20 protein-coding genes and 3 pseudogenes are annotated in these 23,388 nt (G+C 71.9%); 19 read left to right on the forward strand and 4 right to left on the reverse strand.

The genetic code is table 11. From position 1 onward, the window contains the following. Positions 1 to 39: 39 nt before the first annotated feature. The 11 genes and pseudogenes from AC068Z_RS26505 (at position 40) to AC068Z_RS26555 (ending at position 11,941) form a co-directional block, all read left to right on the forward strand. Positions 40 to 1,188: an ROK family glucokinase gene (locus AC068Z_RS26505; protein ID WP_478560434.1), complete on the forward strand. Its 1,149-nt coding sequence runs from the start codon at positions 40 to 42 to the stop codon at positions 1,186 to 1,188. Further along, complete coding sequence (locus tag AC068Z_RS26510; protein ID WP_478560437.1) at positions 1,185 to 1,778, forward strand: sugar kinase; 594 nt, start codon at positions 1,185 to 1,187, stop codon at positions 1,776 to 1,778. The genes AC068Z_RS26505 and AC068Z_RS26510 overlap by 4 nt, the downstream gene beginning before the upstream one ends. An 86-nt stretch (positions 1,779 to 1,864) precedes the next feature. Then, complete coding sequence (locus AC068Z_RS26515; RefSeq protein ID WP_478560440.1) at positions 1,865 to 4,708, forward strand: DEAD/DEAH box helicase; 2,844 nt, start codon at positions 1,865 to 1,867, stop codon at positions 4,706 to 4,708. Between the two features lie 425 nt (positions 4,709 to 5,133). Further along, on the forward strand, positions 5,134 to 7,053 hold the full coding sequence (locus tag AC068Z_RS26520; RefSeq protein ID WP_478560443.1) for an SWIM zinc finger family protein: 1,920 nt from the start codon (positions 5,134 to 5,136) through the stop codon (positions 7,051 to 7,053). Between the two features lie 162 nt (positions 7,054 to 7,215). After that, complete coding sequence (locus AC068Z_RS26525; protein ID WP_478560446.1) at positions 7,216 to 7,821, forward strand: flavin reductase family protein; 606 nt, start codon at positions 7,216 to 7,218, stop codon at positions 7,819 to 7,821. A gap of 3 nt (positions 7,822 to 7,824) precedes the next feature. Next, positions 7,825 to 8,110 (forward strand): annotated as a pseudogene (locus AC068Z_RS26530) (DEAD/DEAH box helicase); the annotation flags it as partial. 211 nt (positions 8,111 to 8,321) lie between these two features. Beyond that, a complete protein-coding gene (locus AC068Z_RS26535; protein ID WP_478560449.1) occupies positions 8,322 to 8,564 on the forward strand; it encodes a DUF5302 domain-containing protein in 243 nt (80 codons plus the stop codon). Between the two features lie 504 nt (positions 8,565 to 9,068). Next, positions 9,069 to 9,272 (forward strand): cold-shock protein, encoded by a 204-nt coding sequence (locus AC068Z_RS26540; RefSeq protein ID WP_478560452.1) that lies wholly within the window; start codon positions 9,069 to 9,071, stop codon positions 9,270 to 9,272. A 347-nt stretch (positions 9,273 to 9,619) separates the two neighbouring features. Further along, positions 9,620 to 11,116, forward strand: coding sequence for a DEAD/DEAH box helicase (locus AC068Z_RS26545; protein WP_478560455.1), 1,497 nt, complete (start codon positions 9,620 to 9,622; stop codon positions 11,114 to 11,116). Between the two features lie 46 nt (positions 11,117 to 11,162). Further along, on the forward strand, positions 11,163 to 11,564 hold the full coding sequence (locus AC068Z_RS26550) for a CBS domain-containing protein (protein ID WP_478560458.1): 402 nt from the start codon (positions 11,163 to 11,165) through the stop codon (positions 11,562 to 11,564). A 50-nt stretch (positions 11,565 to 11,614) separates the two neighbouring features. Beyond that, entirely contained in the window at positions 11,615 to 11,941 is a 327-nt protein-coding gene (locus tag AC068Z_RS26555; RefSeq protein WP_478560461.1) for an SCO5918 family protein, read from the forward strand. Positions 11,942 to 12,111: 170 nt separating this feature from the next. On the opposite strand, the pseudogene AC068Z_RS26560 reads toward AC068Z_RS26555, so the two are convergent. Further along, positions 12,112 to 12,619 (reverse strand): annotated as a pseudogene (locus tag AC068Z_RS26560) (IS30 family transposase); the annotation flags it as partial. A 76-nt stretch (positions 12,620 to 12,695) separates the two neighbouring features. Continuing rightward, positions 12,696 to 13,055 carry a hypothetical protein gene (locus AC068Z_RS26565; RefSeq protein WP_478560464.1) on the reverse strand — a complete coding sequence of 120 codons (360 nt, stop codon included), beginning with the start codon at positions 13,053 to 13,055 and terminating at the stop codon, positions 12,696 to 12,698. A gap of 95 nt (positions 13,056 to 13,150) precedes the next feature. On the opposite strand from AC068Z_RS26565, the pseudogene AC068Z_RS26570 reads away from it, so the two are divergent. From AC068Z_RS26570 to AC068Z_RS26600, 7 genes and pseudogenes are all read left to right on the forward strand, one after another. Continuing rightward, a pseudogene (locus AC068Z_RS26570) lies at positions 13,151 to 13,275 on the forward strand (ATP-binding protein); the annotation flags it as partial. A gap of 696 nt (positions 13,276 to 13,971) precedes the next feature. Beyond that, positions 13,972 to 14,316 carry a MerR family transcriptional regulator gene (locus AC068Z_RS26575; RefSeq protein ID WP_478560999.1) on the forward strand — a complete coding sequence of 115 codons (345 nt, stop codon included), beginning with the start codon at positions 13,972 to 13,974 and terminating at the stop codon, positions 14,314 to 14,316. A 283-nt stretch (positions 14,317 to 14,599) separates the two neighbouring features. Further along, a complete protein-coding gene (locus tag AC068Z_RS26580; RefSeq protein WP_478560467.1) occupies positions 14,600 to 14,869 on the forward strand; it encodes a hypothetical protein in 270 nt (89 codons plus the stop codon). Between the two features lie 184 nt (positions 14,870 to 15,053). Then, positions 15,054 to 16,739 (forward strand): ribonuclease J, encoded by a 1,686-nt coding sequence (locus AC068Z_RS26585; RefSeq protein WP_478560470.1) that lies wholly within the window; start codon positions 15,054 to 15,056, stop codon positions 16,737 to 16,739. Between the two features lie 391 nt (positions 16,740 to 17,130). Then, positions 17,131 to 18,441 carry a bifunctional 3-oxoadipate enol-lactonase/4-carboxymuconolactone decarboxylase PcaDC gene (gene pcaDC / locus AC068Z_RS26590; protein ID WP_478560473.1) on the forward strand — a complete coding sequence of 437 codons (1,311 nt, stop codon included), beginning with the start codon at positions 17,131 to 17,133 and terminating at the stop codon, positions 18,439 to 18,441. Between the two features lie 49 nt (positions 18,442 to 18,490). After that, positions 18,491 to 19,126: an MBL fold metallo-hydrolase gene (locus tag AC068Z_RS26595; protein ID WP_478560476.1), complete on the forward strand. Its 636-nt coding sequence runs from the start codon at positions 18,491 to 18,493 to the stop codon at positions 19,124 to 19,126. Between the two features lie 30 nt (positions 19,127 to 19,156). After that, positions 19,157 to 19,936 carry an exodeoxyribonuclease III gene (locus tag AC068Z_RS26600; protein WP_478560479.1) on the forward strand — a complete coding sequence of 260 codons (780 nt, stop codon included), beginning with the start codon at positions 19,157 to 19,159 and terminating at the stop codon, positions 19,934 to 19,936. 10 nt (positions 19,937 to 19,946) lie between these two features. On the opposite strand, the gene AC068Z_RS26605 is transcribed toward AC068Z_RS26600, so the two are convergent. Both AC068Z_RS26605 and fdxA read right to left on the reverse strand, forming a co-directional pair. After that, positions 19,947 to 21,713: an SGNH/GDSL hydrolase family protein gene (locus AC068Z_RS26605; protein WP_478560482.1), complete on the reverse strand. Its 1,767-nt coding sequence runs from the start codon at positions 21,711 to 21,713 to the stop codon at positions 19,947 to 19,949. A gap of 116 nt (positions 21,714 to 21,829) precedes the next feature. Then, the gene (gene fdxA, locus AC068Z_RS26610) at positions 21,830 to 22,153 is read right to left on the reverse strand and encodes a ferredoxin (RefSeq protein WP_478560485.1); all 324 of its coding nucleotides are present in this window, start codon (positions 22,151 to 22,153) and stop codon (positions 21,830 to 21,832) included. A 238-nt stretch (positions 22,154 to 22,391) separates the two neighbouring features. On the opposite strand from fdxA, the gene AC068Z_RS26615 reads away from it, so the two are divergent. Beyond that, on the forward strand, positions 22,392 to 23,330 hold the full coding sequence (locus AC068Z_RS26615; protein ID WP_478560488.1) for a DMT family transporter: 939 nt from the start codon (positions 22,392 to 22,394) through the stop codon (positions 23,328 to 23,330). Positions 23,331 to 23,388 lie beyond the last annotated feature (58 nt).

Raw genomic sequence — 23,388 nt, forward strand, 5'->3', positions numbered from 1 at the left:
TTCGGCACCCCCGCCGACGGTGAGGCACAATCAAGCCCGATGAGCACCTACGGCAACTTCACGGCCCCCATCGGCTCCCGCCGTGCCCCCGTGCTGCGCACAGTAGGCACGAGAGAGCGCCGGTCACTTCTCACCGCGCCTCGCGTGCCCACCGTGGGCATCGACATCGGCGGCACCAAGGTGATGGCCGGTGTCGTCGACGCCGACGGCAACATCCTGGAGAAGCTCCGCACGGAGACCCCGGACAAGTCCAAGAGCCCCAAGGTCGTCGAGGACACCATCACCGAGCTGGTGCTCGACCTGTCCGACCGGCACGACGTGCACGCCGTCGGCATCGGCGCGGCCGGCTGGGTCGACGCCGACCGCAACCGCGTCCTGTTCGCCCCGCACCTGTCCTGGCGCAACGAGCCGCTCCGGGACCGGCTCGCGGGACGGCTCGCCGTACCCGTGCTGGTCGACAACGACGCCAACACCGCCGCCTGGGCCGAGTGGCGCTTCGGCGCGGGCCGGGGCGAGGACCACCTGGTCATGATCACGCTGGGGACCGGCATCGGCGGCGCGATCCTGGAGGACGGGCAGGTCAAGCGCGGCAAGTTCGGCGTCGCCGGAGAGTTCGGCCACATGCAGGTCGTCCCCGGCGGGCACCGCTGCCCGTGCGGCAACCGCGGCTGCTGGGAGCAGTACAGCTCCGGCAACGCGCTGGTGCGCGAGGCGCGGGAGCTGGCCGCGGCGGACTCCCCGGTGGCGTACGGGATCATCGAGCACGTCAAGGGCAACATCGCCGACATCAGCGGCCCGATGATCACCGAGCTGGCCCGGGACGGCGACGCCATGTGCATCGAGCTGCTCCAGGACATCGGACAGTGGCTCGGCGTCGGCATCGCCAACCTCGCGGCGGCCCTCGACCCGTCCTGCTTCGTCATCGGCGGCGGGGTCTCGGCCGCCGACGATCTGCTGATCGGCCCCGCGCGGGACGCGTTCAAGCGCCATCTGACCGGCCGCGGTTACCGCCCCGAGGCCCGCATCGCGCGCGCCCAGCTCGGCCCCGAGGCCGGCATGGTCGGAGCCGCGGACCTCGCCCGCCTGGTCGCCCGCCGCTTCCGGCGCGCCAACCGGCGCCGGGTGGAGCGTCATGAGCGCTACGAGCGGTACGTGGCCGCCCGCCGTGACTCCCAGGGGCTTGCGTGACCCCAGAACTGCCCCGCCAGGCCGAACCGACCGACGAGCCGCCCCGGCCCGCCGAGGACCGGCGCCACATGATCCGCCGCCGGGCGTTGACCCTGCTCATCATCGTGCTGCTCATCGGCGTCCCGGCCGGCTATCTGGTGATCTCCGCCAACCAGAGCCGGGACAGCGGCAAGGACAAGGAGGCCAAGTACTCGGCGAGGGGACTCACCGAGGGCTGGCCGTCCAAGGTCCAGCGCCGCCTCTACCAGGTGCCGATACCGCACCCGGCGAACCAGGTCGCGTACTACGAGACCAACAACTGGCGCACCAGCCGGCTCTACGTCCAGTTCCAGACCACGCACGCCGGTCTGGACGCCTTCCTGGCCGAACTGGGTCTGAGCCGGGACGACCTGAAGCGCGACGACATCACCATCGGCGGCCGTGACCAGAAGGTCACCGGCTGGAAGTTCGCGGGCGAGGGCTCCCGGCCCGGCGACAACTTCGGAGTCGTCCGCGAGCAGAAGAACCCGGCGCCCACCCAGGACATAGTGGTGAACACGGGCAACCCGACGTACCCGATGGTGTACGTCGTCTCCCGCACGGTCCCCTGACCGAAGGGCTCCGCCGGAGCCGATTGTCAGAGGCCGCCCGTAGAGTCGAAGACGTCCGATCCGACTCAGGTGACGGGAGGTGACAGATGCGTACGAGCGACACGGCCGTGGTGGACACCGGCCACGGCGGCGATGTCCTTACGGCGGACTCGGTCCCCGTGCGGCTCGCCGCTGTCTTCCTGCCCGCGCCGCTGCCCCGCGAGGGCCGGATCGCCTTCTGGGACCCCGAAGACGGCCCCCTGCCCGCCGGCCCCGGCCCCACCGAACTCACGGTCGTACGACGGCACGGCTCCGGGGTGCGCCGCAGGCCCGCCCCCGCGCTGACCCTCCCTCTCGACACCGCGCTGCCCCTCCTCGTGCGCGCCCGCCGCGACCCCGCCGCCCACCCGGCCACCGCGGCCTGGGGCGCCGCCGCCCAGCACGCCCTGCGCCTGACCGCGCGCGGGCGGCTGCTGCCCGGCCTGACCCCGACCGGCCACGACGCCTGGCGAGCCGGACCGCTCGACCCGGACGACATCGCGCACCTGCGGGCCATCGCCGCCGCCCTGCCCCACGAGGGGCACGCGGTGCCGCTGCCCGGCCCCGGCCCGCTCCGGCTGCCCGACCCCGAGGCGCTGATGCGCTCCTTCCTGGACGCGGTCGCGGACACCCTGCCCCGCACCCCGGCCGCTCCGTACGCCTCCGGCAGGCCCTTCGCGGACCGGCGTCCGCAGCGGCTGCCCGAGGCCCACGACTGGGCCGCCGAGGTCGCCGCCGGGATGGACGCGGGCGTGCGGATCTCGCTGCGCCTGGACCTGGCGGCGGCCGACCTGTTCGACGCCGAGGAGGGCGTGCGCGGCGCGGGAGCCGCGATCGTCCAGGTGCACAGCCTCGCCGACCCCACCCTGGTGGCCGACGCGGCGGCGCTGTGGGCGGGCGAGGCGGACGCCGCCTTCGGCCCCCGCGCACGGGTCGACGCGGCCCTCGCGGTGCGCCGCGCGGCCCGGGTCTGGCCACCGCTGGACCGGCTCGCCGAGCAGGACGCGCCCGATGTACTGGCCCTGTCCGACGAGGAGTTGGGCGATCTGCTGGGGGTGGCCGCGACCCGGCTCGCCGCGGCGGGCGTCGCCGTGCACTGGCCCCGGGACCTCGCCCAGGACCTGACCGCCACCGCGGTGGTGCGGCCCGCCCCGGGCTCGGCGACCGACGGCACCGGCTTCTTCGAGAGCGAGGAACTGCTCCAGTTCCGCTGGCAGTTGGCGCTCGGCGGGGATCCGCTCAGCGAGGCCGAGATGGACGCGCTCGCCGAGGCGCACCGTCCGGTCGTCCGGCTGCGGGACCACTGGGTGCTGGTGGACCCGGCGCTGGTCCGCAAGGCCCGCAAGCGCGAACTGGGCCTGCTCGACCCGGTCGACGCGCTGTCCGTGGCCCTCACTGGAACCGCGGAGGTCGACGGCGACACCGTCGAGGCGGTGCCCGTCGGCGCCCTGGCCGCGATGCGCGACCGCCTGACCGCCGGGATCCACCCCGCCGCACCACCGCCGGGCCTGCGGGCCACCCTGCGCGACTACCAGCTGCGCGGACTGGCCTGGCTCGACCTCATGACCTCCCTCGGCCTCGGCGGCTGCCTCGCCGACGACATGGGCCTCGGCAAGACCATCACCGTCATCGCCCTGCACCTGAAGCGGGCCCGCCGCGAGCCGACCCTGGTGGTCTGCCCGGCCTCCCTGCTCGGCAACTGGCAGCGCGAGATCAACCGCTTCGCGCCCGGCGTCCCGGTCCGCCGCTTCCACGGCCCCGACCGCACCCTGGACGACCTGAGCGGCGGCTTCGTGCTCACGACGTACGGCACCATGCGCACGGCGGCGCCCGCGCTGGCGCAGCAGGCGTGGGGCATGGTGGTCGCGGACGAGGCACAGCACGTGAAGAACCCGTACTCGGCGACGGCGAAGGCGCTGCGCACGATTCCGACGCCGGCGCGGGTGGCGCTGACCGGCACGCCGGTGGAGAACAATCTCTCCGAGCTGTGGGCGCTGCTCGACTGGACGACCCCCGGACTGCTGGGCCCGCTGAAGTCCTTCCGGGCCCGGCACGCGCGTGCGGTGGAGAACGGCGAGGACGAGGAGGCGGTGCGGCGGCTGGCCCGGCTGGTACGGCCCTTCCTGCTGCGGCGCAAGAAGTCCGACCCCGGGATCGTCCCGGAGCTGCCGCCCAAGACGGAGACGGACCATCCGGTGCCGCTCACCCGCGAACAGGCCGCGCTGTACGAGGCGGTGGTGCGGGAGTCGATGCTGGCCATCGAGACGGCGGAGGGGATGGCGCGGCGGGGCATGGTCCTGAAGCTGCTCTCCGCGCTGAAGCAGATCTGCGACCATCCGGCGCTGTATCTGAAGGAGCCCGCGGCGGCCGACGGACTGCTCGCCCGCTCGGGCAAGCTGGCGTTGCTGGACGAACTGCTGGACACGCTTCTCTCCGAGGACGGTTCGGCGCTGGTCTTCACGCAGTACGTGGGGATGGCCCGGCTGATCACCTCTCACCTGGGCTCCCGCGCGGTGCCGGTGGACCTGCTCCACGGCGGCACACCGGTCCCGGAGCGGGAGCGCATGGTGGACCGCTTCCAGGCGGGGGAGACTCCGGTCCTGGTGCTCTCCCTGAAGGCCGCTGGCACCGGCCTGAACCTCACCCGCGCCGGTCACGTCGTCCACTTCGACCGCTGGTGGAACCCGGCCGTGGAGGAACAGGCCACCGATCGTGCCTACCGCATCGGCCAGACCCAGCCGGTGCAGGTCCACCGCCTGATCACGGAGGGCACGATCGAGGACCGCATCGCCCAGATGCTGGAGTCCAAGCGCGCCCTGGCCGACGCGATCCTCGGCTCCGGCGAAGCGGCCCTCACCGAACTGACGGACCGCGAACTGTCCGACCTGGTCTCCCTGAGGAGGCCGACATGACGAGCCCCTCGGAGAAGGCCCGACGCGCACTGCGGGAGGCGCGGGAACGGGGGACGGGGCGAGCGGAGGTGTCTGGGCGGCGGTTGGAGCAGGAGCAGGGGCCGGACCAGCGGCGGGGGCACGGGCAAGGTAAGGCGGACGAGGACGCGAAGGCGGGGACGACGCCTGGACCGACGTCGAGTCGGGCTGAAGTGACGGCGGGGACGCGGGCGGACGAGGGCGTGAATGCCGGGGCGGCGGAGAGGGCCGCGACGGCGGAGGAGGCGAGGGCGGGGAGGACGCCTGAGCCGACGTCGAGTTGGGCTGATGTGACGGCGGGGGCGCGGGCGGACGAGGGCGCGAATGCGGGGGCGGCGGAGAGGGCCGCGACGGCGGAGGAGGCGAGGGCGGGGAGGACGCCTGAGCCGACGTCGAGTCGGGCTGATGTGACGGAGGAGCCGGACGACGGCGCCGAGGCGGAGTTGAAGGCAGGGGTGGCGACGGAGGCGGTGGACACCGCGGGCCGGTCGGAGGAGGGGCGGCAGGCCCGTCCGTCGGACGCGGCCCGCGCCGCACTGCGCCGCGCGGTCTCCAGCGGTGGCCCGCGTACGAACGGCGACTCCGAGGCTACGGCGACCACGGCGGCTCCGGAGGCCGCGGGTGGCGAATCCGATCAGCGGACGGCCCGCCCCGCGGACGCCGCCCGCGAGGCGCTGCGCGCGGCACGCCGTGACCGGAGTCGACCTGCTCCGGCCCAGGCGACCCCGGCCACCGAAACCACCCGCGCTCCCCGCCACCCGGCCCGCGACGACGCGTCCGCCGTCCGAGCCCGAGCCGTGCGGCAACTACTCGCCAACGCCTTCAAGATGCCCCCGGAGCCCACCGACACCGCCGAGCAGGATTCCCCGGACGAGCCCTCCGGCCGCCCGTCGCCCCACCGCCGGACCGCCGCCGACAGCGCCACCCGCGGCGAGGCCACCCCCGCGCCACCCGTTTCGCGCGGTGACGCCACCCCCGCGCCCCAAGTTCCCCGCGGCGAGGCCACCTCCGCGCCCCAGGTTCCGCGCGGCGACGCCGCACCCCCGCCCCACGTCCCGCGCTCCATGGCCGCGCCCTCCCGGGACGGGGAGCTTCGGCGTACCTTTCCCGCGTTTCCGCCGAGGGGGGCCGGGGAGGGTGGGTTCGCGCAGACCTGGTGGGGGAACGCGTGGGTGGCGGCGCTGGAGGAAGGGGCGCTCGACGGCAAGCGGCTGGCGCGTGGTCGTGGGTATGCCGAGCAGGGGCATGTGGACGCCATCACCGTCACCCCCGGGCTGGTCCTGGCGTACGTCAAGGGCAGCCGACCGAGGCCGTACCGCGTACAGGTGCGGATGCGCACGCTCGACGACGCCGACTGGGAGCGGTTCCTGGACGCCGCCGCCGAGCGGCCGGGGCACATCGCCGCGCTGCTCGACAAGGAGATGCCGCACTCCCTCGCCGAGTGCGGAGTCCCCCTGCTGCCCGGGCCGCGGGAGCTGGACCCCCGGTGCAGTTGCCCCGACTCCGGGCACCCGTGCAAGCACGCGGCCGCCCTCTGCTACCAGACGGCCCGCCTGCTCGACGCCGACCCCTTCGTCCTGCTTCTGCTGCGCGGCCGGGGCGAGCGCGAACTGCTGGACGCCCTCTCCCGGCTCAGCGCCGCCCGCGCGGCCCGTGCCGCCCAGGACCAGGGCCCGGCGCCCCTGCCGGGCGTCCGGGCGAGCGAGGCCCTCGCGCCCCGCCGACTCCCGCCCCTGCCACCGCCGTTGCCGGTGCCGCCGCACCCCGAGCAGCCCCCGGTCTACCCGGCCGCACCGGGCGGCCCGGACCCGTTCGCGCTGGACCAGCTGGCCACCGACGCGGCGGCCCGCGCCCACGTCCTGCTCGGCACGGGCCGCGACCCGCTCGCGGAACTGACCCTGTGGCAGGACGCCGTACGCCTGGCGGCGGCGCGCCCCGGTTCCGGCCTGACCGCGGGAACTCGCGCCCTGTATGCCGAGCTGGCAGCGGCCTGCGACCGCACACCGGCGGAGCTGGCGCGGGCGGTCGCCGCGTGGCGGCAGGGTGGACCGGAGGGTCTCGCCGTACTGGAGGAGCCGTGGGACCCGCCCGCCGGCCGCTTCGACCGGGCCCGCCCGCTCCTGCTCGCCGCCGACCTCCCCGCCTTCCGCCCCTGGCGCAACCACCTCACCCACCCCCGCGGCCACGTCCAGCTCCGCCTGGGCCGCGACGGCCTCTGGTACACGTACGAATCGGAACCAGGCCAGGAGGACTGGTGGCCCCGCGGCACCCCGGACCTGGACCCGGTCGGCGCACTGACTGGCCTCGGCGGCCCGGTCGAAGCGTGAGCGCACGGCCTCAAGTGCCGGTGGCGGGCAACGCGTTCGAGCCGGGCTCACAAGCCCTCGTGCCGCGTTCGAGCCGGTCCCGGGCACCTCGTGTCAGGACGGTTCGACGGCCGCCGAAACGACCGCTGCCTAGGGTTCCCCGCATGACGACACACCCACCGTGTGATCCGCCCGAGCATCCTCTACTTCGGCACCCCCGTGGTCCTGCTCAGCACCGAGAACGACGACGGCACGGTCAACCTCGCCCCGATCTCGTCGGCGTGGGCGCTGGGGCAGTGCGTCGTGCTGGGGCTGGGCGGGGAGAGCAGGACCGTGCGCAATCTCGCCGAGCGGCCGGATCTGGTGATCAGCGTCGCCTCCCCGGATCTGTGGGAGCGGGTGGAGCGCCTCGCGCCGCTCACCGGCGCCGACCCGGTCCCGGAGAGCAAGCGGGCGGTGTTCCGGTACGAGGCGGACAAGTTCGGCGCGGCGGGGCTGACGCCGATGGCCGCCGAGCTCGTACGACCGCCCCGGGTCGCCGAATGCGCCCTGCAACTGGAGGCACGGGCCGTCGCGCTCACGCCGGGCGGGGCGGGGACCTTCTTCAGTGTCGAGTGCGAAGTGCTCCGGGTCCACGCCGACGAACGCGTCGTCGTACCCGGCACCCACCACGTGGACCCGAGCACCTGGAGCCCGCTGATCTACAACTTCCGCCACTACCACGGCCTCGCCCCGGAACTCGGGCGCAGCTTCCGCTCGGAGACGGCGGCGGCGGCGCGCGTCGCGTGAAGGATCCTTGCGCTCGTGCTGGCGGGCCAGCGCCGCGGGACGAGCCGTATGACGGCCGGGGCGGCATCGAGCCGACCGTCACCAAGATGCGCTCGGGCGAGGAGGAGCTGAGCCGGATCACCGGTGCCAGGACTCCCTACGGGATACCGCTCGACGGCGGGCCCGGCGTCTCCCGACCCAAGAACAGCAACGCTCCCTTCCGCGGCGCCGGCGGCAGTCCCGAAAGGCCGACGAGGCCCGCAAGCTCGCCGAGGCCCGCAAGGCCGCCCTCGTGCGTCGCAACGGCTGAGAGCCGTTGCCCTGGCGGCGAATCTCACGGCCACGGGATCGGCAACCTTCGGCCCGGCCCGACGCCGTCATGTGCGCCTCACCTGCGAGTCAACGCCTTTGGCCGGGAGAGGGACACCCGCCGGAACAGAGCGGAATGATGTTGTCGGCACCTCGCACTGCGCCCAGCATGACAAGCTGTGCTTGCCCACCCCCGAACCCAGGAGATCACCATGACCGCAGAGCCCGCATCTACGGAAGGTTCGGAGCCGGCTGCCCCCGAGACGTCCCCTCTCGAGCCGGACAGCGACGGCAACTATGACCTCAAGCGCAAGTTCCGCGAAGCGCTGGCGCGCAAGCGCGGTGCGCAGGCGGACGCCGCTGAAGTTGCCGCCAAGTCCGGTGCGTCGAAGGTGCGTTCGGCGCACGGCCCGGCTGCGAGCCAGCGGTCGTTCAGGCGCAAGAGTGGCGGCTGAGTCGTTGCGTCCCGCGATCTGACCGCTTCACCGGCACTCGCGCCGTCTACTACTCGCGCGTCCCGTCCAGTGGCCCGCGACGTGCGCATGCCTGTGTGCGCGTCGCGGGAGGGCGTAGTCGGCGGACTCGCTTGAGGGAATGGCCCGTCAGCCGCCGTTTCCTCGACAGTCTTCGACATGGCCGCTCCCCGAGCTTCCCGAAACGCTGCGCTCCGGCTGGGTCAAAATCTGTGCCCGCGAGCTGAGATTTCAATGGGACAGGCAGACAGATTCTCTACCGCATTATGGGCGGTGGGATTCTTCACCGTACACAGGCCGCTTCGCCGTGCTACTGTCGATCTCAGTTGCAGTTGTGGTCCCAAAAATTTAAGTGCCCTCCGGGCGGCGCCTGTGCCACTGGAAGCACTTTTGTTATCCGGTCTTTTTCCCGGCGGGGTGATCATCGCGGCGACGCGGGGTCCGCGCAGTGCGGATCCCGGTGTACTGCCCCAAAGGAGAAATGGCATGGCTTCTGGTACTGTCAAGTGGTTCAACGCGGAAAAGGGCTTCGGCTTCATCGAGCAGGACGGTGGCGGCGCTGACGTGTTCGCCCACTACTCGAACATTTCCGCCCAGGGCTTCCGTGAGCTGATCGAGGGCCAGAAGGTGACCTTCGACATCGCGCAGGGCCAGAAGGGCCCGACGGCCGAGAACATCGTTCTTGCCTGACGCTGATTGTCGCGTACTTGTAGCTGGGGCCCGCGTCCTTCGGGGTGCGGGCCCCAGCTACTCGCGTTTTTCCGCAGTGGTTTCACCTGCGGACGACAACCAGGAAACCCGTAGGCTCAGCGCATACGGAGAATTCTTCAGGGGTGTACGCACCCTTCATCGCTTCATAGCGGCAGACGCCCGAACATTGAGTTTGCTTCGCGCCACTCAATCCAGCGCCTGTGCCCGCACGGGTTTTCCGTCGGTCGGATTCGCTGTCGCATTCCACCGGTCCATTCTTGCAATTCTCCGTGCTGCTGATCGCTGCGGGAATTCCTTGATATGTGCCGCATCGAGGAAGGTTCCGCATGAACCGCACACGCACGAACGACCGCTTCATCCGCACCCGTAACAGCAGTACCGACTCCGGCAGGAGTGGGAGCCGATCCGGCTCGTCGACCCCGCGCCGGTCCGGCGGGCCGAGCCGTTCCGGTGGTCACGGCCGCCGGCCCGCCGCGGTCCAGGGGGAGTTCGCCCTCCCCAAGACGATCACTCCCGCGCTCCCCGCCGTGGAGGGCTTCGCCGATCTCGGCATGCCCGGGGCGCTGCTGGGCGCGCTCAGCTCGCAAGGCGTGACCGTACCCTTCCCGATCCAGGCCGCGACCCTGCCGAACTCCCTCGCCGGCCGGGACGTCCTCGGCCGTGGCCGCACCGGCTCCGGCAAGACCCTCGCCTTCGGGCTGGCGCTGCTGGCCCGTACGTCCGGGCAACGCGCCGAGGCCAGGCAGCCGCTGGGGCTGATCCTCGTACCGACGCGTGAGCTGGCGCAGCAGGTCACCGGCGCGCTCGCCCCGTACGCCCGCTCCGTGAGGCTGCGGCTGACCACGGTGGTGGGCGGAATGCCGATCGGCCGACAGGCGAGCGCGCTGCGCGCCGGCGCCGAGATCGTCGTCGCCACGCCGGGACGCCTCAAAGACCTCATCGACCGTGGCGACTGCCGACTGGACCAGGTTGCCGTCACCGTCCTCGACGAGGCCGACCAGATGGCCGACATGGGCTTCATGCCGCAGGTCACCGCCCTGCTCGACCAGGTCCGTCCCGAGGGCCAGCGCATGCTGTTCTCCGCCACTCTCGACCGCAATGTCGACCTGCTGGTGCGCCGCTACCTCAGCGATCCCGTCGTGCACTCCGTCGACCCCTCGGCCGGCGCGGTCACGACGATGGAGCACCACGTACTCCATGTTCACGGCGCCGACAAGCACACGGCCACCACCCAGATCGCCGCACGCGACGGCCGTGTGATCATGTTCCTCGACACCAAGCATGCCGTCGACGGCCTCACCGAGCACCTCCTGAACAGCGGGGTACGAGCCGCCGCCCTGCATGGTGGGAAGTCGCAGCCACAGCGCACCCGCACACTGGCACAGTTCAAGACCGGGCACGTCAACGTGCTGGTGGCGACCAACGTCGCGGCGCGCGGCATCCACGTCGACAACCTCGACCTCGTCGTCAACGTCGACCCGCCGACCGACCACAAGGACTACCTCCACCGTGGCGGCCGCACCGCCCGCGCAGGAGAGTCCGGCAGCGTCGTCACCCTGGTCACCCCCAACCAGCGCCGCGGCATGACCCGCCTCATGGCAGCGGCCGGCATCGTCCCGCAGACCACCCGGATCCGCGTCGGCGAAGAGGCCCTGCACCGCATCACCGGCGCCCAGGCCCCCTCCGGCATCCCGGTCGTCATCACCGCACCCGTGGTCGAACGCCCCAACAAGCGCGGCGCCACCTCACGTGGTCGGCGCCGCCCCGTCTCGGCGGCTCGCCGCGCGCTTGCACGGCAGTCCACCCCCGGTGGGGCGGCATAGAACCTACGTGAGCAGGAAGCCCGCCCAACTTCGCAGGAGGCACCCTTTGACTCTGGACCAGACGCAGATCCGCTCAACACGTACCGACGCGGTGCAGACGGTGGCCGATCCCGCGGACGCGGGCGGACCGCAGGTCTGGGAGGACATGACCGTGGAGGTGGCACTGTCCGTGATGGCCGCCGCCCGTACCGGTCAGCTGGTCGTCTGCGACGAGGACGGTATGTGCACCGGCCTGGTCACCCGGGACCGGCTCACGGCCGTTCGTGACGGTTCCGGATACACGGACCGGGTCCGCCTGCGTGACATCGCCGACGTCATCGGGCCCTTCGCCTCGCCGCTGGCCACGAGGGCCGAAGCCGAGCGTGCGATGCCCTGCCGCCGACTCGGGGCCCCGCCCGTGGTCGACGGGCACGGCCATGCTCTGCGCGTCCTCGTCCTCTCTCGCTGAACCGCCGTCACCCCTGTCCGGGCCCGTCTTCTCTTCTCCTTGGAGGCATCGTGCGCTGTGTCATCGCTCGCTTCCCGTTCGACCTGACCAAGAGCGGTGTCGTGGAATCGATGAAGGGCGTCACACCTGAGCTGGTCACTGGTGAGTTCGTCATCATCGGACGACGCCACTACCCCGCCAAGCAAGTCGGCCAGGTCATCACCGGCCAGGACCGCCGTGATTTCAGCATCGGCGAAGTCCTCAGGGCCATGACCCAACTCGGCTTCACCTGCAGCACCCGCCCTACCGCCGCATCTACGCCCGTGACCGACCCGTACGGGTCGGCTTCCGCAACGCTCGGCGCTCCCCCTGTCCGCCTCACGTACGGACAGGTGTGAGCCGAACCGAACCGTGAGGCCCCACCGGCGTAGGCGAATTCCATGCGGTGAGTTGATCAAGGCGCGAGCAGTTCAGACAGACGCTCGGCTGGGGTCTCCCAGTCGAGCGTTTTGCGCGCGCGGTGTGGGGTTCGGTGGCGGCGGCATCCAGGTTCTTGATGCTCGTGCACCTGCGGCACTCGGCGGCCCGCCGTTCGCGGTTCGTGCTGCGGGCGGCGTATCGCGCGTCCGGTCCGCAGGGCCCGAGTCGGCTCGCGCCTCAGTTCCCCGCGGCCTTGGTCGTACAGCACCTGGTAGATCGTCTTGTGGACCAGGATCCACCGCCGGGTCACGTGGTCCTGGAGGCAGTCCCGCAGCCTGGGGCTCTGGCCGATCTCGCAGGGCTTGGGGGCGCGGTTCGCGGGCTCCCGCGCGGCGCTGGGCGGCGTACGGACGCCGTCGCCCGGAGCCGGTCAGCGATGTGGATGCGGTCGGCCTCGGTGACGTAGCGCGACGGGCGGACGGGTTCCTCGGGGTCAGCCGGGTTCGGGCCGCTGCCAGGGCAGCCCGGTGGGCCACGAGGGGCGGGGCTGCCCTGTACCTCCCGGATGCCTGCCGGCCGTAGCGCCAACGCTTGCGAGTGCGGCGGTTGATGCCGGTGATCCGGCAGGCTTCCGTGTTCCCTATTCCAAGATCCACGAGCCGAAGGTGTTCTCCCGCTCGGTAGAACGGAAGTGTGCCGGTGGGGCCTCACTGTGTGCCGTGGGTCGGTGAGTCAGTGGTCGGAGTAGCTGAAGTCGCCCACAGTCCAGGCACTGACGTCCTCGATCGCGACGCGGTACATCCCGCCTGTCTCCGGGATCCCCACCGTACCCTGCAGGATCCGGGCGACGTGGAAATGCAGATGTGCGGGCGGTCCGTCCTTCCTCGCGGAGTTGTCGAAGACGGCGGAGAACTCGCCCAGGTCGGCGGAGTCCGTCAGCACCTCAGACACCCTCTGCCTCCACATGGCTTCCGGAGCCAGCCGACCGGTGATGACAGCACCACTGGTGACCACTGTCAGGGACATCTGATTGCTCTGCCCGGACTCCACAAGGGCAGCTATCGCAACGAGCAGCTCGTCAAACTTCGGCATGGTGTCGGATTCTATGCACCGGCCCGCCCGGGCGGCTTGGACGATGGCGCAACCGGGCGAGACGGGCGCATGCGGCTCCCTTGGTGAACCGATCGCAGCACGGCCTGGAGATCATCATGGCCGGGTGCCAGAGCTTCGAGGTGCGCCGCGAGCCGGTGGGCGGCGAGTCAGGGCCGCCGTCGTGCTGGCCGACGACCCCGGCGGAGGTCCGGCCGGCCGCCAGCTGTGGCCGTCCCCGGGCGCCGGAACCTGCCGCAGGTGTCTACCGGCCCACCAGGTACCGACGCCCTGCTCGGCCGGAACATTGTGGATCACTCACGGGACAAGGTCATCCCGTGGCCCGTTCTGGCGCGGACCTCGGCGGCCCGGGGGCGGCGGCAGCCCCAGCATGTGGTCGCCGAGCCGGGAAGCAACCCGGGACAGCAAGGCAACCCGGGGCAGCACTCTTCCGAGTGTATCTGCGGAAGAACTCCAGACATTGACCATGGAGAAAACCTGTCGTGACGACAGTAGACATTGGCCCGTCGCGGGGGTACTGTTTTCGTCGTACCCAGAAAGTCGAAGTGGGCACGGCAGACATGAACTACCGTGCCGGCAGGTCAAGCAGGACACGGCCCAGGAGGGTCGTGAGCAGTACCGCGGTATCCAGCAGTATCACCGAGTAACCGAAGGTAAGGAGCGAGACGCCATCAGGATCGCCCGGGCGAGGAAGCAGTCCGCCCGGGTACCGCAGGCCCCGGATTGGAAGGTGGTCCCCGGTCACGCATCCGCGATCCCCGCAGCCCCGCCCTCCCAGGCGGACCCTGCGGACAAACAAGGCCGGTGCAGTTCGCCGGTAGATGGTGTTGAAAGCTCGGGGCCCGGGTGCCAGTACGGTGCCCGGGCCCCTCGACGCGTCCCCCGGAAGAAGAGGTCTATGCCCCCTGGCAGTTCCCGCGCCGTCACCCCTCTCGATGACGACGACTACCCCGCCTACACCATGGGCCGGGCCGCCGAGATGCTCGGCACCACCCCCGCCTTCCTCCGCGCCCTCGGCGAACACCGCCTGATCACCCCCCTGCGCTCCGAAGGCGGCCACCGCCGCTACTCCCGCTACCAGCTGCGCATCGCTGCCCGTGTCCGCGAACTCGTCGACCAGGGCACCCCCATCGAAGCCGCCTGCCGCATCATCGTCCTCGAAGACCAACTCGAAGAAGCGCAGCGCATCAACGAGCAAATGCGCACACAAGGCCCCGAGCCGCAGTCGAAGACCTCAGCCTGACCGGACGCCGGCACGAAGACACGGACGACGACGGTCCCGGCCCGCCCCGGACTGGACCCCGTCATCGGCCCCTGAAACGAGCGCCCCTGGCTGCCCCAGGGCAGGGACCCCGGCGATCACCACGCCGGGGTTCCTTCTCTGTCCAAGACGGTTCCACCAGTCCCGGCCGGAGCCCTGCCAGGCCCAGTGAGGCACACGGCTGCCGTGTCGACGTCCGTGCCGTCCCGGGCGCCTGGCGATGGTTCTCGTGCAGCCGCTCCCGGCTCCCTGCCCCGTCGACCTCATGCCCGACGCGACGGGCATGGCGGCCTTCGAAGTGGCGTACCGGCAGGCCAAGGAGCAGGGCGCCGCCTGCGTCGCCATCGAGTCCTTGGGGAAGCGCAGGACAGCGAAGGCCGACACGAACACCGCCCCACAACACGCCGTCGCCGACTCGGTGTACGACGCCACCCGCGCCGCCGAGAGCCGGGCCCGCGAACTCGCAGTCGCTCTGGCACGCCGACCTGTACGGAACCGGGCGCCGCTCGCCCGCAGGATGCCTACCGCATCGTGACCAGCCGCCTTACGGACCCCAGAATCATCTCGTGGCGGCTTTGAGCTCACGTTGACCTGACCCCGCCTCGCCCCCTCCCTGATCCGGCCGCCGGCGTCATCGGACCGTCCCCCCACCCGTTGTGGTGCCCCGAGCCGGGAGGGGTTATGGATCACCTGTCCCGCACTCCGGGTAACGTCAGGGTATGAGTCATCCGCACCCCGAGCTGAAAGCCGCCCCTCCCCTGCCTGAAGGAGGGCTGCGGGTCATCGCCCTGGGCGGCCTGGGCGAGATCGGCCGCAACATGACCGTCTTCGAGCACGGGGGCAAGCTGCTCATCGTCGACTGCGGCGTGCTGTTCCCCGAGGAGACCCAGCCCGGCGTGGACGTGATCCTGCCGGACTTCACCTCGATCCGGGACCGGCTGGACGACGTCGTGGCCGTGGTACTCACCCACGGCCACGAGGACCACATCGGCGGCGTGCCGTACCTGCTGCGCGAGCGGTCCGACATCCCCGTCGTCGGCTCCAAGCTGACGCTGGCGTTCCTGGAGGCCAAGCTCAAGGAACACGGCATCCGGCCGCGTACGGTGCGGGTGCGGGAGGGCGACCGGCGTGGTTTCGGTCCCTTCGACTGCGAGTTCGTGGCGGTCAATCACTCCATCCCCGACAGTCTCGCGGTCGCGATCCGCACCCGGGCCGGGATGGTGCTGCACACCGGCGACTTCAAGATGGACCAGTTCCCGCTCGACGAGCGCATCACCGATCTGCGTGCCTTCGCCCGCCTGGGCGAGGAGGGCGTGGACCTGTTCCTCACCGACTCCACCAACGCCGAGGTGCCCGGCTTCACCACCTCCGAGCGGGAGCTGAACCCGGCGATCGAGCAGGTGATGCGCACGGCGCCGCGCCGGGTCATCGTCTCCAGCTTCGCCAGCCACGTGCACCGCATCCAACAGGTCCTGGACGCCGCCCACCAGCACGGCCGCAAGGTGGCCTTCGTGGGCCGGTCAATGGTGCGCAACATGGGCATCGCTCGTGACCTGGGCTATCTGAAGGTCCCCTCCGGCCTGGTCGTGAGCACGAAGGAGCTGGAGAAACTCCCGGACCACAAGGTCACGCTGGTGTGCACCGGCTCCCAGGGCGAACCGATGGCCGCACTGTCCCGGATGGCCAACCGCGACCACGTCATCCGCATCGGCAAGGGCGACACCGTCCTGCTCGCCAGCTCCCTCATCCCCGGCAACGAGAACGCCATCTACCGGGTGATCAACGGACTCACCCGGTGGGGTGCCCACGTGGTCCACAAGGGCAACGCCAAGGTGCACGTCTCCGGGCACGCCAGCGCCGGCGAGCTCGTCTACTGCTACAACATCGTCAAACCCCGCAACGTCATGCCCGTGCACGGCGAGTGGCGCCACCTGCGGGCCAACGCCGACCTCGCCATCCGTACCGGTGTCGATCCCGAACGGGTCGTCATCGCCGAGGACGGCGTCGTCGTCGACCTGGTCGACGGACGCGCCTCCATCACCGGCAAGGTGCCCGCCGGCAACGTCTACGTGGACGGCATGGAAGTCGGCGGTGCCACCGAGGCCTCCCTCAAGGACCGCCTCACCCTCGCCTCCGAAGGCGTGGTCACGGTGGTGGCGATCGTCGACGCGGACACCGGTGCCCTGACCGAGCCCCCCGACTTCCTGGCCCGCGGCTTCGTCCACGACGACGCCACCTTCGAGCCGGTCATCCCCGTCATCGAGAAGACCCTGGCCACCGCCGCCGAGGAAGGCGTCGGGGACGCCCGCCAACTCGAACAACTCGTCGCCCGCGCCGTGGCGAACTGGGCGTTCCGCACTTACCGCCGCAAGCCCCTCATCATCCCCGTCATCATCGACGCCTGAGCCACACCCGGGCAGGCGCCGGGGGCGGACGGCAAGGACCGGGCGGTCAGCAACTGCCGGTCAGGAATGGGCGGGGAGTCGACTCGTTCTCAGCCGGCTTCGGCCGCGTTGGGCACTGGTTCGGACGAGGCCGTCGGAGCGCGCGTCGGCTCAATTACGGCGGCGACCGGCAGGCAGCGCGGCCCTGCGCCGCATCGTCTTGACCCGCCTGCCCCACGCCCCCCCCGTACCCGGGCGTACTACGAGCGCCGTACCCAGGACGGCAAGACCCGACGCGAGAGCACCCGATGCCTCGAGCGGTATGCCGCCGCGAGGTATTCAGCCTGGTCAGACCGGTTGCCCGCACCCCCGCGTTGCAGGGGCGTCCGTGAGTCGTGAGAGGGTCTGGGGCGTGAGTGAGACACCACCGAACACCCTGCAGTACCGCTTCGACGGGCCCGAAGACGCTCCGGTCCTGATCCTGGGTCCCTCACTGGGTACCACATGGCACATGTGGGACCGTCAGGTTCCCGAGCTGACGAAGCAGTGGCGTATCTTCCGGTTCGATCTGCCGGGACACGGCGGCGCGCCCGCGTACCCGGGTGGATCCGTCGCCGAGCTCACCGCACGGCTGCTCGCCACTCTGGACGGCCTCGGTGTGCAGCGCTTCGGCTACGCGGGCTGCGCGCTCGGCGGCGCGATCGGCGTGGAGCTGGCCCTGCGTTGCCCGGAGCGGCTCGCCTCGCTGGCGCTGATCGCCGCCTCGCCCCGCTTCGGCACGGCCGACGAGTTCCGCCAGCGCGGGGTGATCGTCCGGACGAACGGCCTCGACCCCATCGCCCGCACCTCGCCCGAGCGCTGGTTCACGCAGGGCTTCGCCGCCGCCCAGCCCGCCATCACCGACTGGGCCGTGCAGATGGTGCGCACCACCGACCCCGGCTGCTACATCGCCGCCTGCGAGGCGCTGGCCTCTTTCGACGTCCGCGGTGAACTGGCCGAGGTGGGCGTGCCCACGCTCGTCCTGGTCGGCTCCGACGACCAGGTCACCGGCCCCGCCGAGGCCCGCACGCTGGTCGCCGGCATCCCCGACGCCCGGCTCGCCGTGGTCCCGGGCGCCTCCCACCTCGTACCGGTCGAGCAGCCCGCCGCCGTCACCGATCTGCTGGTCAGACACTTCTCCACGGCCTGGCAGCCCGCCTACGACTCCGCCACCGGCCAGGTCGCCATCCCCGCCGCCCCCGTCAAGCCGGTCCTCGCCCAGGCGCCCGTCGGGCCTCCGCAGCCCGTACCCATCGCCGAGATCGCCCCGGCCGTCGTCCCCGGCCCCGTGGACGGCGGACGGCCCGACCCGTACGACGCGGGGATCAAGGTGCGCCGCGAGGTGCTCGGCGACGCGCATGTCGACCGGGCACTGGCGCAGGCAGACGACTTCTCCGGCGACTTCCAGGAGTTCGTCACCCGGTACGCCTGGGGCGAGATCTGGGACCGGCCCGGCCTCGACCGCCGCTCGCGCAGCTGCGTCACGCTCACCGCCCTGGTCGCCGGCGGGCACCTGGAGGAGCTCGCCTTCCACACCCGCGCCGCCCTGCGCAACGGCCTGACGCCCACCGAGATCAAGGAGGTGCTGCTGCAGGCCGCCGTCTACTGCGGCGTACCGGCGGCGAACAGCGCGTTCAAGGTGGCGCAGCAGGTCATCCGCGAGGAGACCACACCGACCGAGTGAGGCTGCCCCGCGGTGAGCTCCCGTGGCACCGCGGAGGCAGGATGGTGCCATGAGGTTCACGAAGAAGTCGCACGCCTGCGTCCGTCTCGAGAAGGACGGGCGCACGCTCGTCCTCGACCCCGGCGTCTTCAGCGAGGAGGACGCCGCCCTCGGCGCGGACGCGATCCTCGTCACCCACGAGCATCCCGACCACTTCGACGAGGGGCGGCTGCGCGCCGCCCTGGAGGCCGACCCGGCCCTGGAGATCTGGACCCTGAAGTCCGTCGCCGAGAAGATCTCGGCGGCCTTCCCGGGCCGCGTGCACACGGTCGGCCACGGCGACACCTTCACCGCCGCCGGCTTCGACGTCCAGGTCCACGGCGAACTGCACGCGGTCATCCACCCGGACATCCCGCGCATCACCAACGTCGGCTACCTCGTCGACGGCGGCCGCGTCTTCCACCCCGGCGACGCCCTCACCGTCCCCGACCACGCCGTCGAGACGCTGATGCTCCCGGTCATGGCCCCCTGGAGCAAGATCTCGGAGGTCATCGACTACGTCCGTGAGGTCAAGCCGCAGCGCGCCTACGACATCCACGACGCCCTGCTCACCGACCTCGCCCGGCCCATCTACGACAGGCAGATCGGGGCGCTGGGCGGCGCCGAGCACCTGAGGCTGGCGCCGGGGGAGAGCGCGGCGCTCTGATTGTCAGTGCCGCCGGGTAGGTTGTGGGGCATGCGCATCGCGACCTGGAACGTGAACTCGATCACCGCCCGCCTGCCGAGGCTCCTGGCCTGGCTGGAGAGCAGCGGCACGGACGTGCTCTGCCTCCAGGAGGCCAAGGTCGGCGAGGACGCCTTCCCGACCGAGCAGCTGCGCGAGCTGGGCTACGAGTCGGCGGTCCACGCGACCGGGCGGTGGAACGGCGTGGCGGTGCTCTCCCGCGTCGGCATCGAGGACGTCGTCAAGGGCCTGCCCGGCGACCCCGGCTACGACGGCTCGGTGGAGCCCCGCGCCATAAGCGCGACCTGCGGCCCGGTCCGCGTCTGGTCGGTGTACGTGCCGAACGGCCGTGAGGTGGACCACCCCCACTACGCCTACAAGCTCCAGTGGTTCGAGGCGCTGAAGGCGGCCGTCGCGGGCGACGCGGGCGGCAGCCGCCCGTTCGCGGTGCTGGGCGACTACAACGTGGCGCCGACGGACGACGACGTCTACGACGTGGCCGCCTTCGAGGGCCTCACCCATGTCACCCCGGCCGAGCGGGCGGCCCTCACCTCCCTGCGCGAGGCGGGCCTGTCGGACGTGGTCCCGCGCCCCCTGAAGTACGACCACCCCTTCACGTACTGGGACTACCGCCAGCTCTGCTTCCCCAAGAACCGCGGCATGCGCATCGACCTGGTCTACGGCAACGAGCCGTTCGCGACGGCGGTCAAGGACGCCTACGTCGACCGCGAGGAGCGCAAGGGCAAGGGCGCGTCGGACCACGCGCCGGTGGTCGTGGACCTCGACGTGTAGGGCGGGGCGCTCACGGCATCAGCGCGCGCAGATCGATCGAGGAGGCCAGCGCCGCGAGACCCGCGTCTCCGGGGTGCAGATGGTCGCCGCTGTCGTACTCCGGCAGGATCCGGGCGGGGTGCGCCGGGTCGCGCAGGGCCGCGTCGAAGTCCAGTACGGCGTCGAAGACCCCGGCGTCCCGGATCCACGCGTTCACCTCGGCCCGCTCCGCGTCCACGGCCGCCGTGCAGCGGGCCTCGCCCCCGCACGGGACGATCGTGGCCGCCAGCATCCGCAGCCCGCGCGCGTGCCCGCGGTCCGCGAGCTGCCGCAGCCCCTCGACGACCTGTTCCGCGGTCGCGCCCCAGCGCACGTCGTTGACGCCCTCGAACACCACCGCCGTACGGACCGACGGCTGGGCGAGCACGTCCCGGTCGAACCGGTTGAGGGCGCTCACCCCGGCGGTGTCGGTGGAGACCCCGTCCCCGGGGTACCGGTCGGCGATCACACGGTTCCCGGAGATCCCCTGGTTGAGCACGCCGTAGTGCGGCACCTCGTGCTGGGCGAGCAGCCGGGAGGCCAGCACGTTCGGCCAGCGCCGGTTGGCGTCGACCGTGGACCTGTCGCCGTCGGTGATCGAGTCCCCGAGCAGCACCACGGACCCGGGCCCGCCGCTCACGTCCACCGCGCCGAGCAGCGGCCAGTTCGTCACGGTCGAGGTGTACGCCGTCCCCGCCTCGTCGGCCGAGTGGTCGCCCGGCTCGCTGACGTACGACCGCTGCTGTGCCAGCCGGTGCACGGGCGCCGCCGTCACCGTGCCGGGCAGATGAAAGCTGACCAGCAGATTCGTGTCCGCCGGCACCTCGAAGCCGAGCGGGTCGCTGAACAACTGCCCGCCCGCCGGGATCTCGGTGCCCGGGGCGCCGCCGAACGACAGCGGGACCGGCTCCCCCCGTGGCAAGGCCCCCGACGCCTGGACCGCCACCGAGGCGCCGCCGATCCGCACCGGCGCCGCCGCGAAGGTGTTGTCGAACCGGACGCGGACCCGCGATCCGCCCGCCGAGGTGTGCACGACCAGCCGCAGCGTCCGGTCCGTCCACGGGCCCACGGCCGTGTGACCGCCGGTCGCCGTGGCCCAACTGCCGGTCCACCCGACGGTCGCGGTGCGCACCGACACCGCGAACACGTGCAGTCCGGCAGCGCGCGGCAGCCGTACCGACGACACCTCGCGGCCCGCCGCGAGCGGCACCGTGACGACGTACAGCCGTGCTCGCTCGGCGAGTTGGCCGTCCGGGGTGTTGACGTGCGGAAGGGCCAGCGCCTTGGTGGCGAGCGGACCGGTGCGCCAGTCGGGGGCGGTGATGCGGTACGGCGTGTGTGTGCCGTTCGCGTACGCGACCGTGCCGGAACCTGTCACGTCCTCGCCGGTGGTGCCGGCGACGAGGAGGGCGAGGGCGTCTTCGCTGCCGTTGACGCGGACGTTCTGGGCGTTGGCGAGAACGTTGTCGGGCTCGCCCGGGGCGCGGTCCGGCCAGGTGAGCCGGGCGCCCTGCACGGTGAGCGCGCGGCCGGGGCTCCAGCCCGCGGCGGCCAGGTCGGTGGCCGACAGGGAGGCGCCGGAGCCGTCGAAGTCGGCCTCGTCGGGGCGGGTGTCGGCGCTGATCGCGGTGTTGTCGAAGAGCCGCTCCAGGGGGACCGGGTCGGGCGCGGTCGTCGCGGCGGCGGTCGCGGACGACACGGGCAGCAGACCCGCGATCAGCGCGCACACGACCCCCGCGCCCCGAAGACTCAAGCGCACGTCCCGCCCCTCTCCTCGGCCTTTGCTGACGTGATGTCAGGCGGGCACGAAGCTATGGACGTGGCGGGCGTACGTCAACGAGGGCCGTGTGAACAGCCGTCGAACTCACCCGTTCGTCACGGCGTGGCCGACACCGGCAGCTCGGCGACCACGGGGTGGTCGGACTCGACGGGGCCGAGGTTGGCGGCGCCGCCGGGGGAGCCGAGCTCGGCGAAGAACTCCGTGTCGGCCCGGCGGAAGTCGGTCCACTCGCCGGGGACGTCGTCCTCGAAGAAGATCGCCTCGACCGGGCAGACGGGCTCGCAGGCGCCGCAGTCGACGCATTCGTCCGGATTGATGTACATCTTCCGCTGGCCTTCGTAGATGCAGTCGACGGGGCACTCGTCGACGCAGGCCTTGTCCTTGAGGTCGACGCAGGGCTGGGCGATGACGTACGTCATGGCGACTCTCCGTGGTCCAGGGTCGTTGCCGGGCTGGTGAGTTCGGTGAGGGTAGGCGGCGGGGCAGGAATCCCCGTGGACGTCGGATGGAGTCCGTCTCGAACCCTCTCCGGTGTGGCCGGGGGCACGGCTGTGCTGGTTGCGGGGAGTAATTCAGCGCCCGTAGACTTCAACGGAGGATGAAATACCGGACGATCGAAACATCCCGCTCCTGTGTCCGGCGCGGTGAAAGGACGTCGTGAACACCGTGTTCTCGGTTCTGGTGCTCGGTACGGCCTCCGCGCTCGCGTACGCGGCAGCGGCGGTCGCGCAGCGGGTTGCCGCGCTTCGGGCCGCCGGGCCGGCGGGGGTGCGGCTGCGGCGGTCGGGGACCTGGCTGGTCGCGCTGCTGCTGAACGGCCTGGGGGCGGTGCTGCACACGGCCGCGTTACGGTACGGCTCACTCGTCGCCGTCCAGATGCTCGGGGTGCTGACCCTCGTGGCGGCGCCCTTGTTGTCGTCGCTCGTGCTGCGGCAGCGGATGACTTCGGCGCAGTGGTCGGGGACGTTGCTGACCGTGGCGGGGGTGGTGGGGCTGCTCGCGCTGGTGCCCTCGGCGGGAGAGAGCCGGACGCTCGATTCGGCGGAGCTGACCGGGGTCGTGGTGCTGACCGCGGTGGCGATGGGGATACCCGTGGTCGCGGCGGCGGTGGCCCGAGGGGCGACGGTGGCGAGCCTCTCGTACTCGGCCGCGGCGGGGGTGGCCTTCGCGTCGGCGTCGGCGCTGGCCCAGACCGCGGTGCTGCGGGTGACCGGGGAGGGGTCCGGGAGCCTCGCGTCGACCCTGCTGGTGGCGGGTGGGGTGCTGTTCCTTGCTCCGGCGGGGCTGGTGCTGTGCCAACTCGGTTACCGGGGCGGGCTGGAGGCGCCGCTCGCCACGGTGACGCTGGTGAATCCGGTGTTCGCCGTGGTGCTCGGGGTGGTGGTGCTGGGGGACCGGTACGAGACCGGTCTGGTGACGGTGGTGGGGGGCCTGCTCGCAGCGGTCGCCGCCGGGCGGGGCGTGTTCGTACTCGCGCGCGCCGAGACGGACGGGGCGCCGGAGGGCTCCCGACCGCAAGTCGCCGCGCCTGGGGGGCACTTCTGGGGGATACGGCTGCGGAGGTCTTCTTCGGCGGTGGTGGCGGGACGGCGGTAGCGCGTCGGCCTCGGCTGCGGGGCTTTGGCGGCGCCTGCTCGGCCTCGGCTTCGCCGTC

This window comes from Streptomyces sp. NPDC043726 (genome assembly GCF_056436565.1).

What these genes read in the sequence shown, in the direction of transcription:
- fdxA (WP_478560485.1), bottom strand. Translation starts at nt 22,153, where the DNA reads ATGACGTACGTCATCGCCCAGCCCTGCGTCGACCTCAAGGACAAGGCC.
- AC068Z_RS26580 (WP_478560467.1), top strand. Translation starts at nt 14,600, where the DNA reads ATGCCCGACGCGACGGGCATGGCGGCCTTCGAAGTGGCGTACCGGCAG.
- AC068Z_RS26535 (WP_478560449.1), top strand. Translation starts at nt 8,322, where the DNA reads ATGACCGCAGAGCCCGCATCTACGGAAGGTTCGGAGCCGGCTGCCCCC.
- AC068Z_RS26515 (WP_478560440.1), top strand. Translation starts at nt 1,865, where the DNA reads ATGCGTACGAGCGACACGGCCGTGGTGGACACCGGCCACGGCGGCGAT.
- AC068Z_RS26545 (WP_478560455.1), top strand. Translation starts at nt 9,620, where the DNA reads ATGAACCGCACACGCACGAACGACCGCTTCATCCGCACCCGTAACAGC.
- AC068Z_RS26505 (WP_478560434.1), top strand. Translation starts at nt 40, where the DNA reads ATGAGCACCTACGGCAACTTCACGGCCCCCATCGGCTCCCGCCGTGCC.
- AC068Z_RS26565 (WP_478560464.1), bottom strand. Translation starts at nt 13,055, where the DNA reads ATGCCGAAGTTTGACGAGCTGCTCGTTGCGATAGCTGCCCTTGTGGAG.
- AC068Z_RS26540 (WP_478560452.1), top strand. Translation starts at nt 9,069, where the DNA reads ATGGCTTCTGGTACTGTCAAGTGGTTCAACGCGGAAAAGGGCTTCGGC.
- AC068Z_RS26600 (WP_478560479.1), top strand. Translation starts at nt 19,157, where the DNA reads ATGCGCATCGCGACCTGGAACGTGAACTCGATCACCGCCCGCCTGCCG.
- AC068Z_RS26575 (WP_478560999.1), top strand. Translation starts at nt 13,972, where the DNA reads ATGCCCCCTGGCAGTTCCCGCGCCGTCACCCCTCTCGATGACGACGAC.
- AC068Z_RS26595 (WP_478560476.1), top strand. Translation starts at nt 18,491, where the DNA reads ATGAGGTTCACGAAGAAGTCGCACGCCTGCGTCCGTCTCGAGAAGGAC.
- AC068Z_RS26585 (WP_478560470.1), top strand. Translation starts at nt 15,054, where the DNA reads ATGAGTCATCCGCACCCCGAGCTGAAAGCCGCCCCTCCCCTGCCTGAA.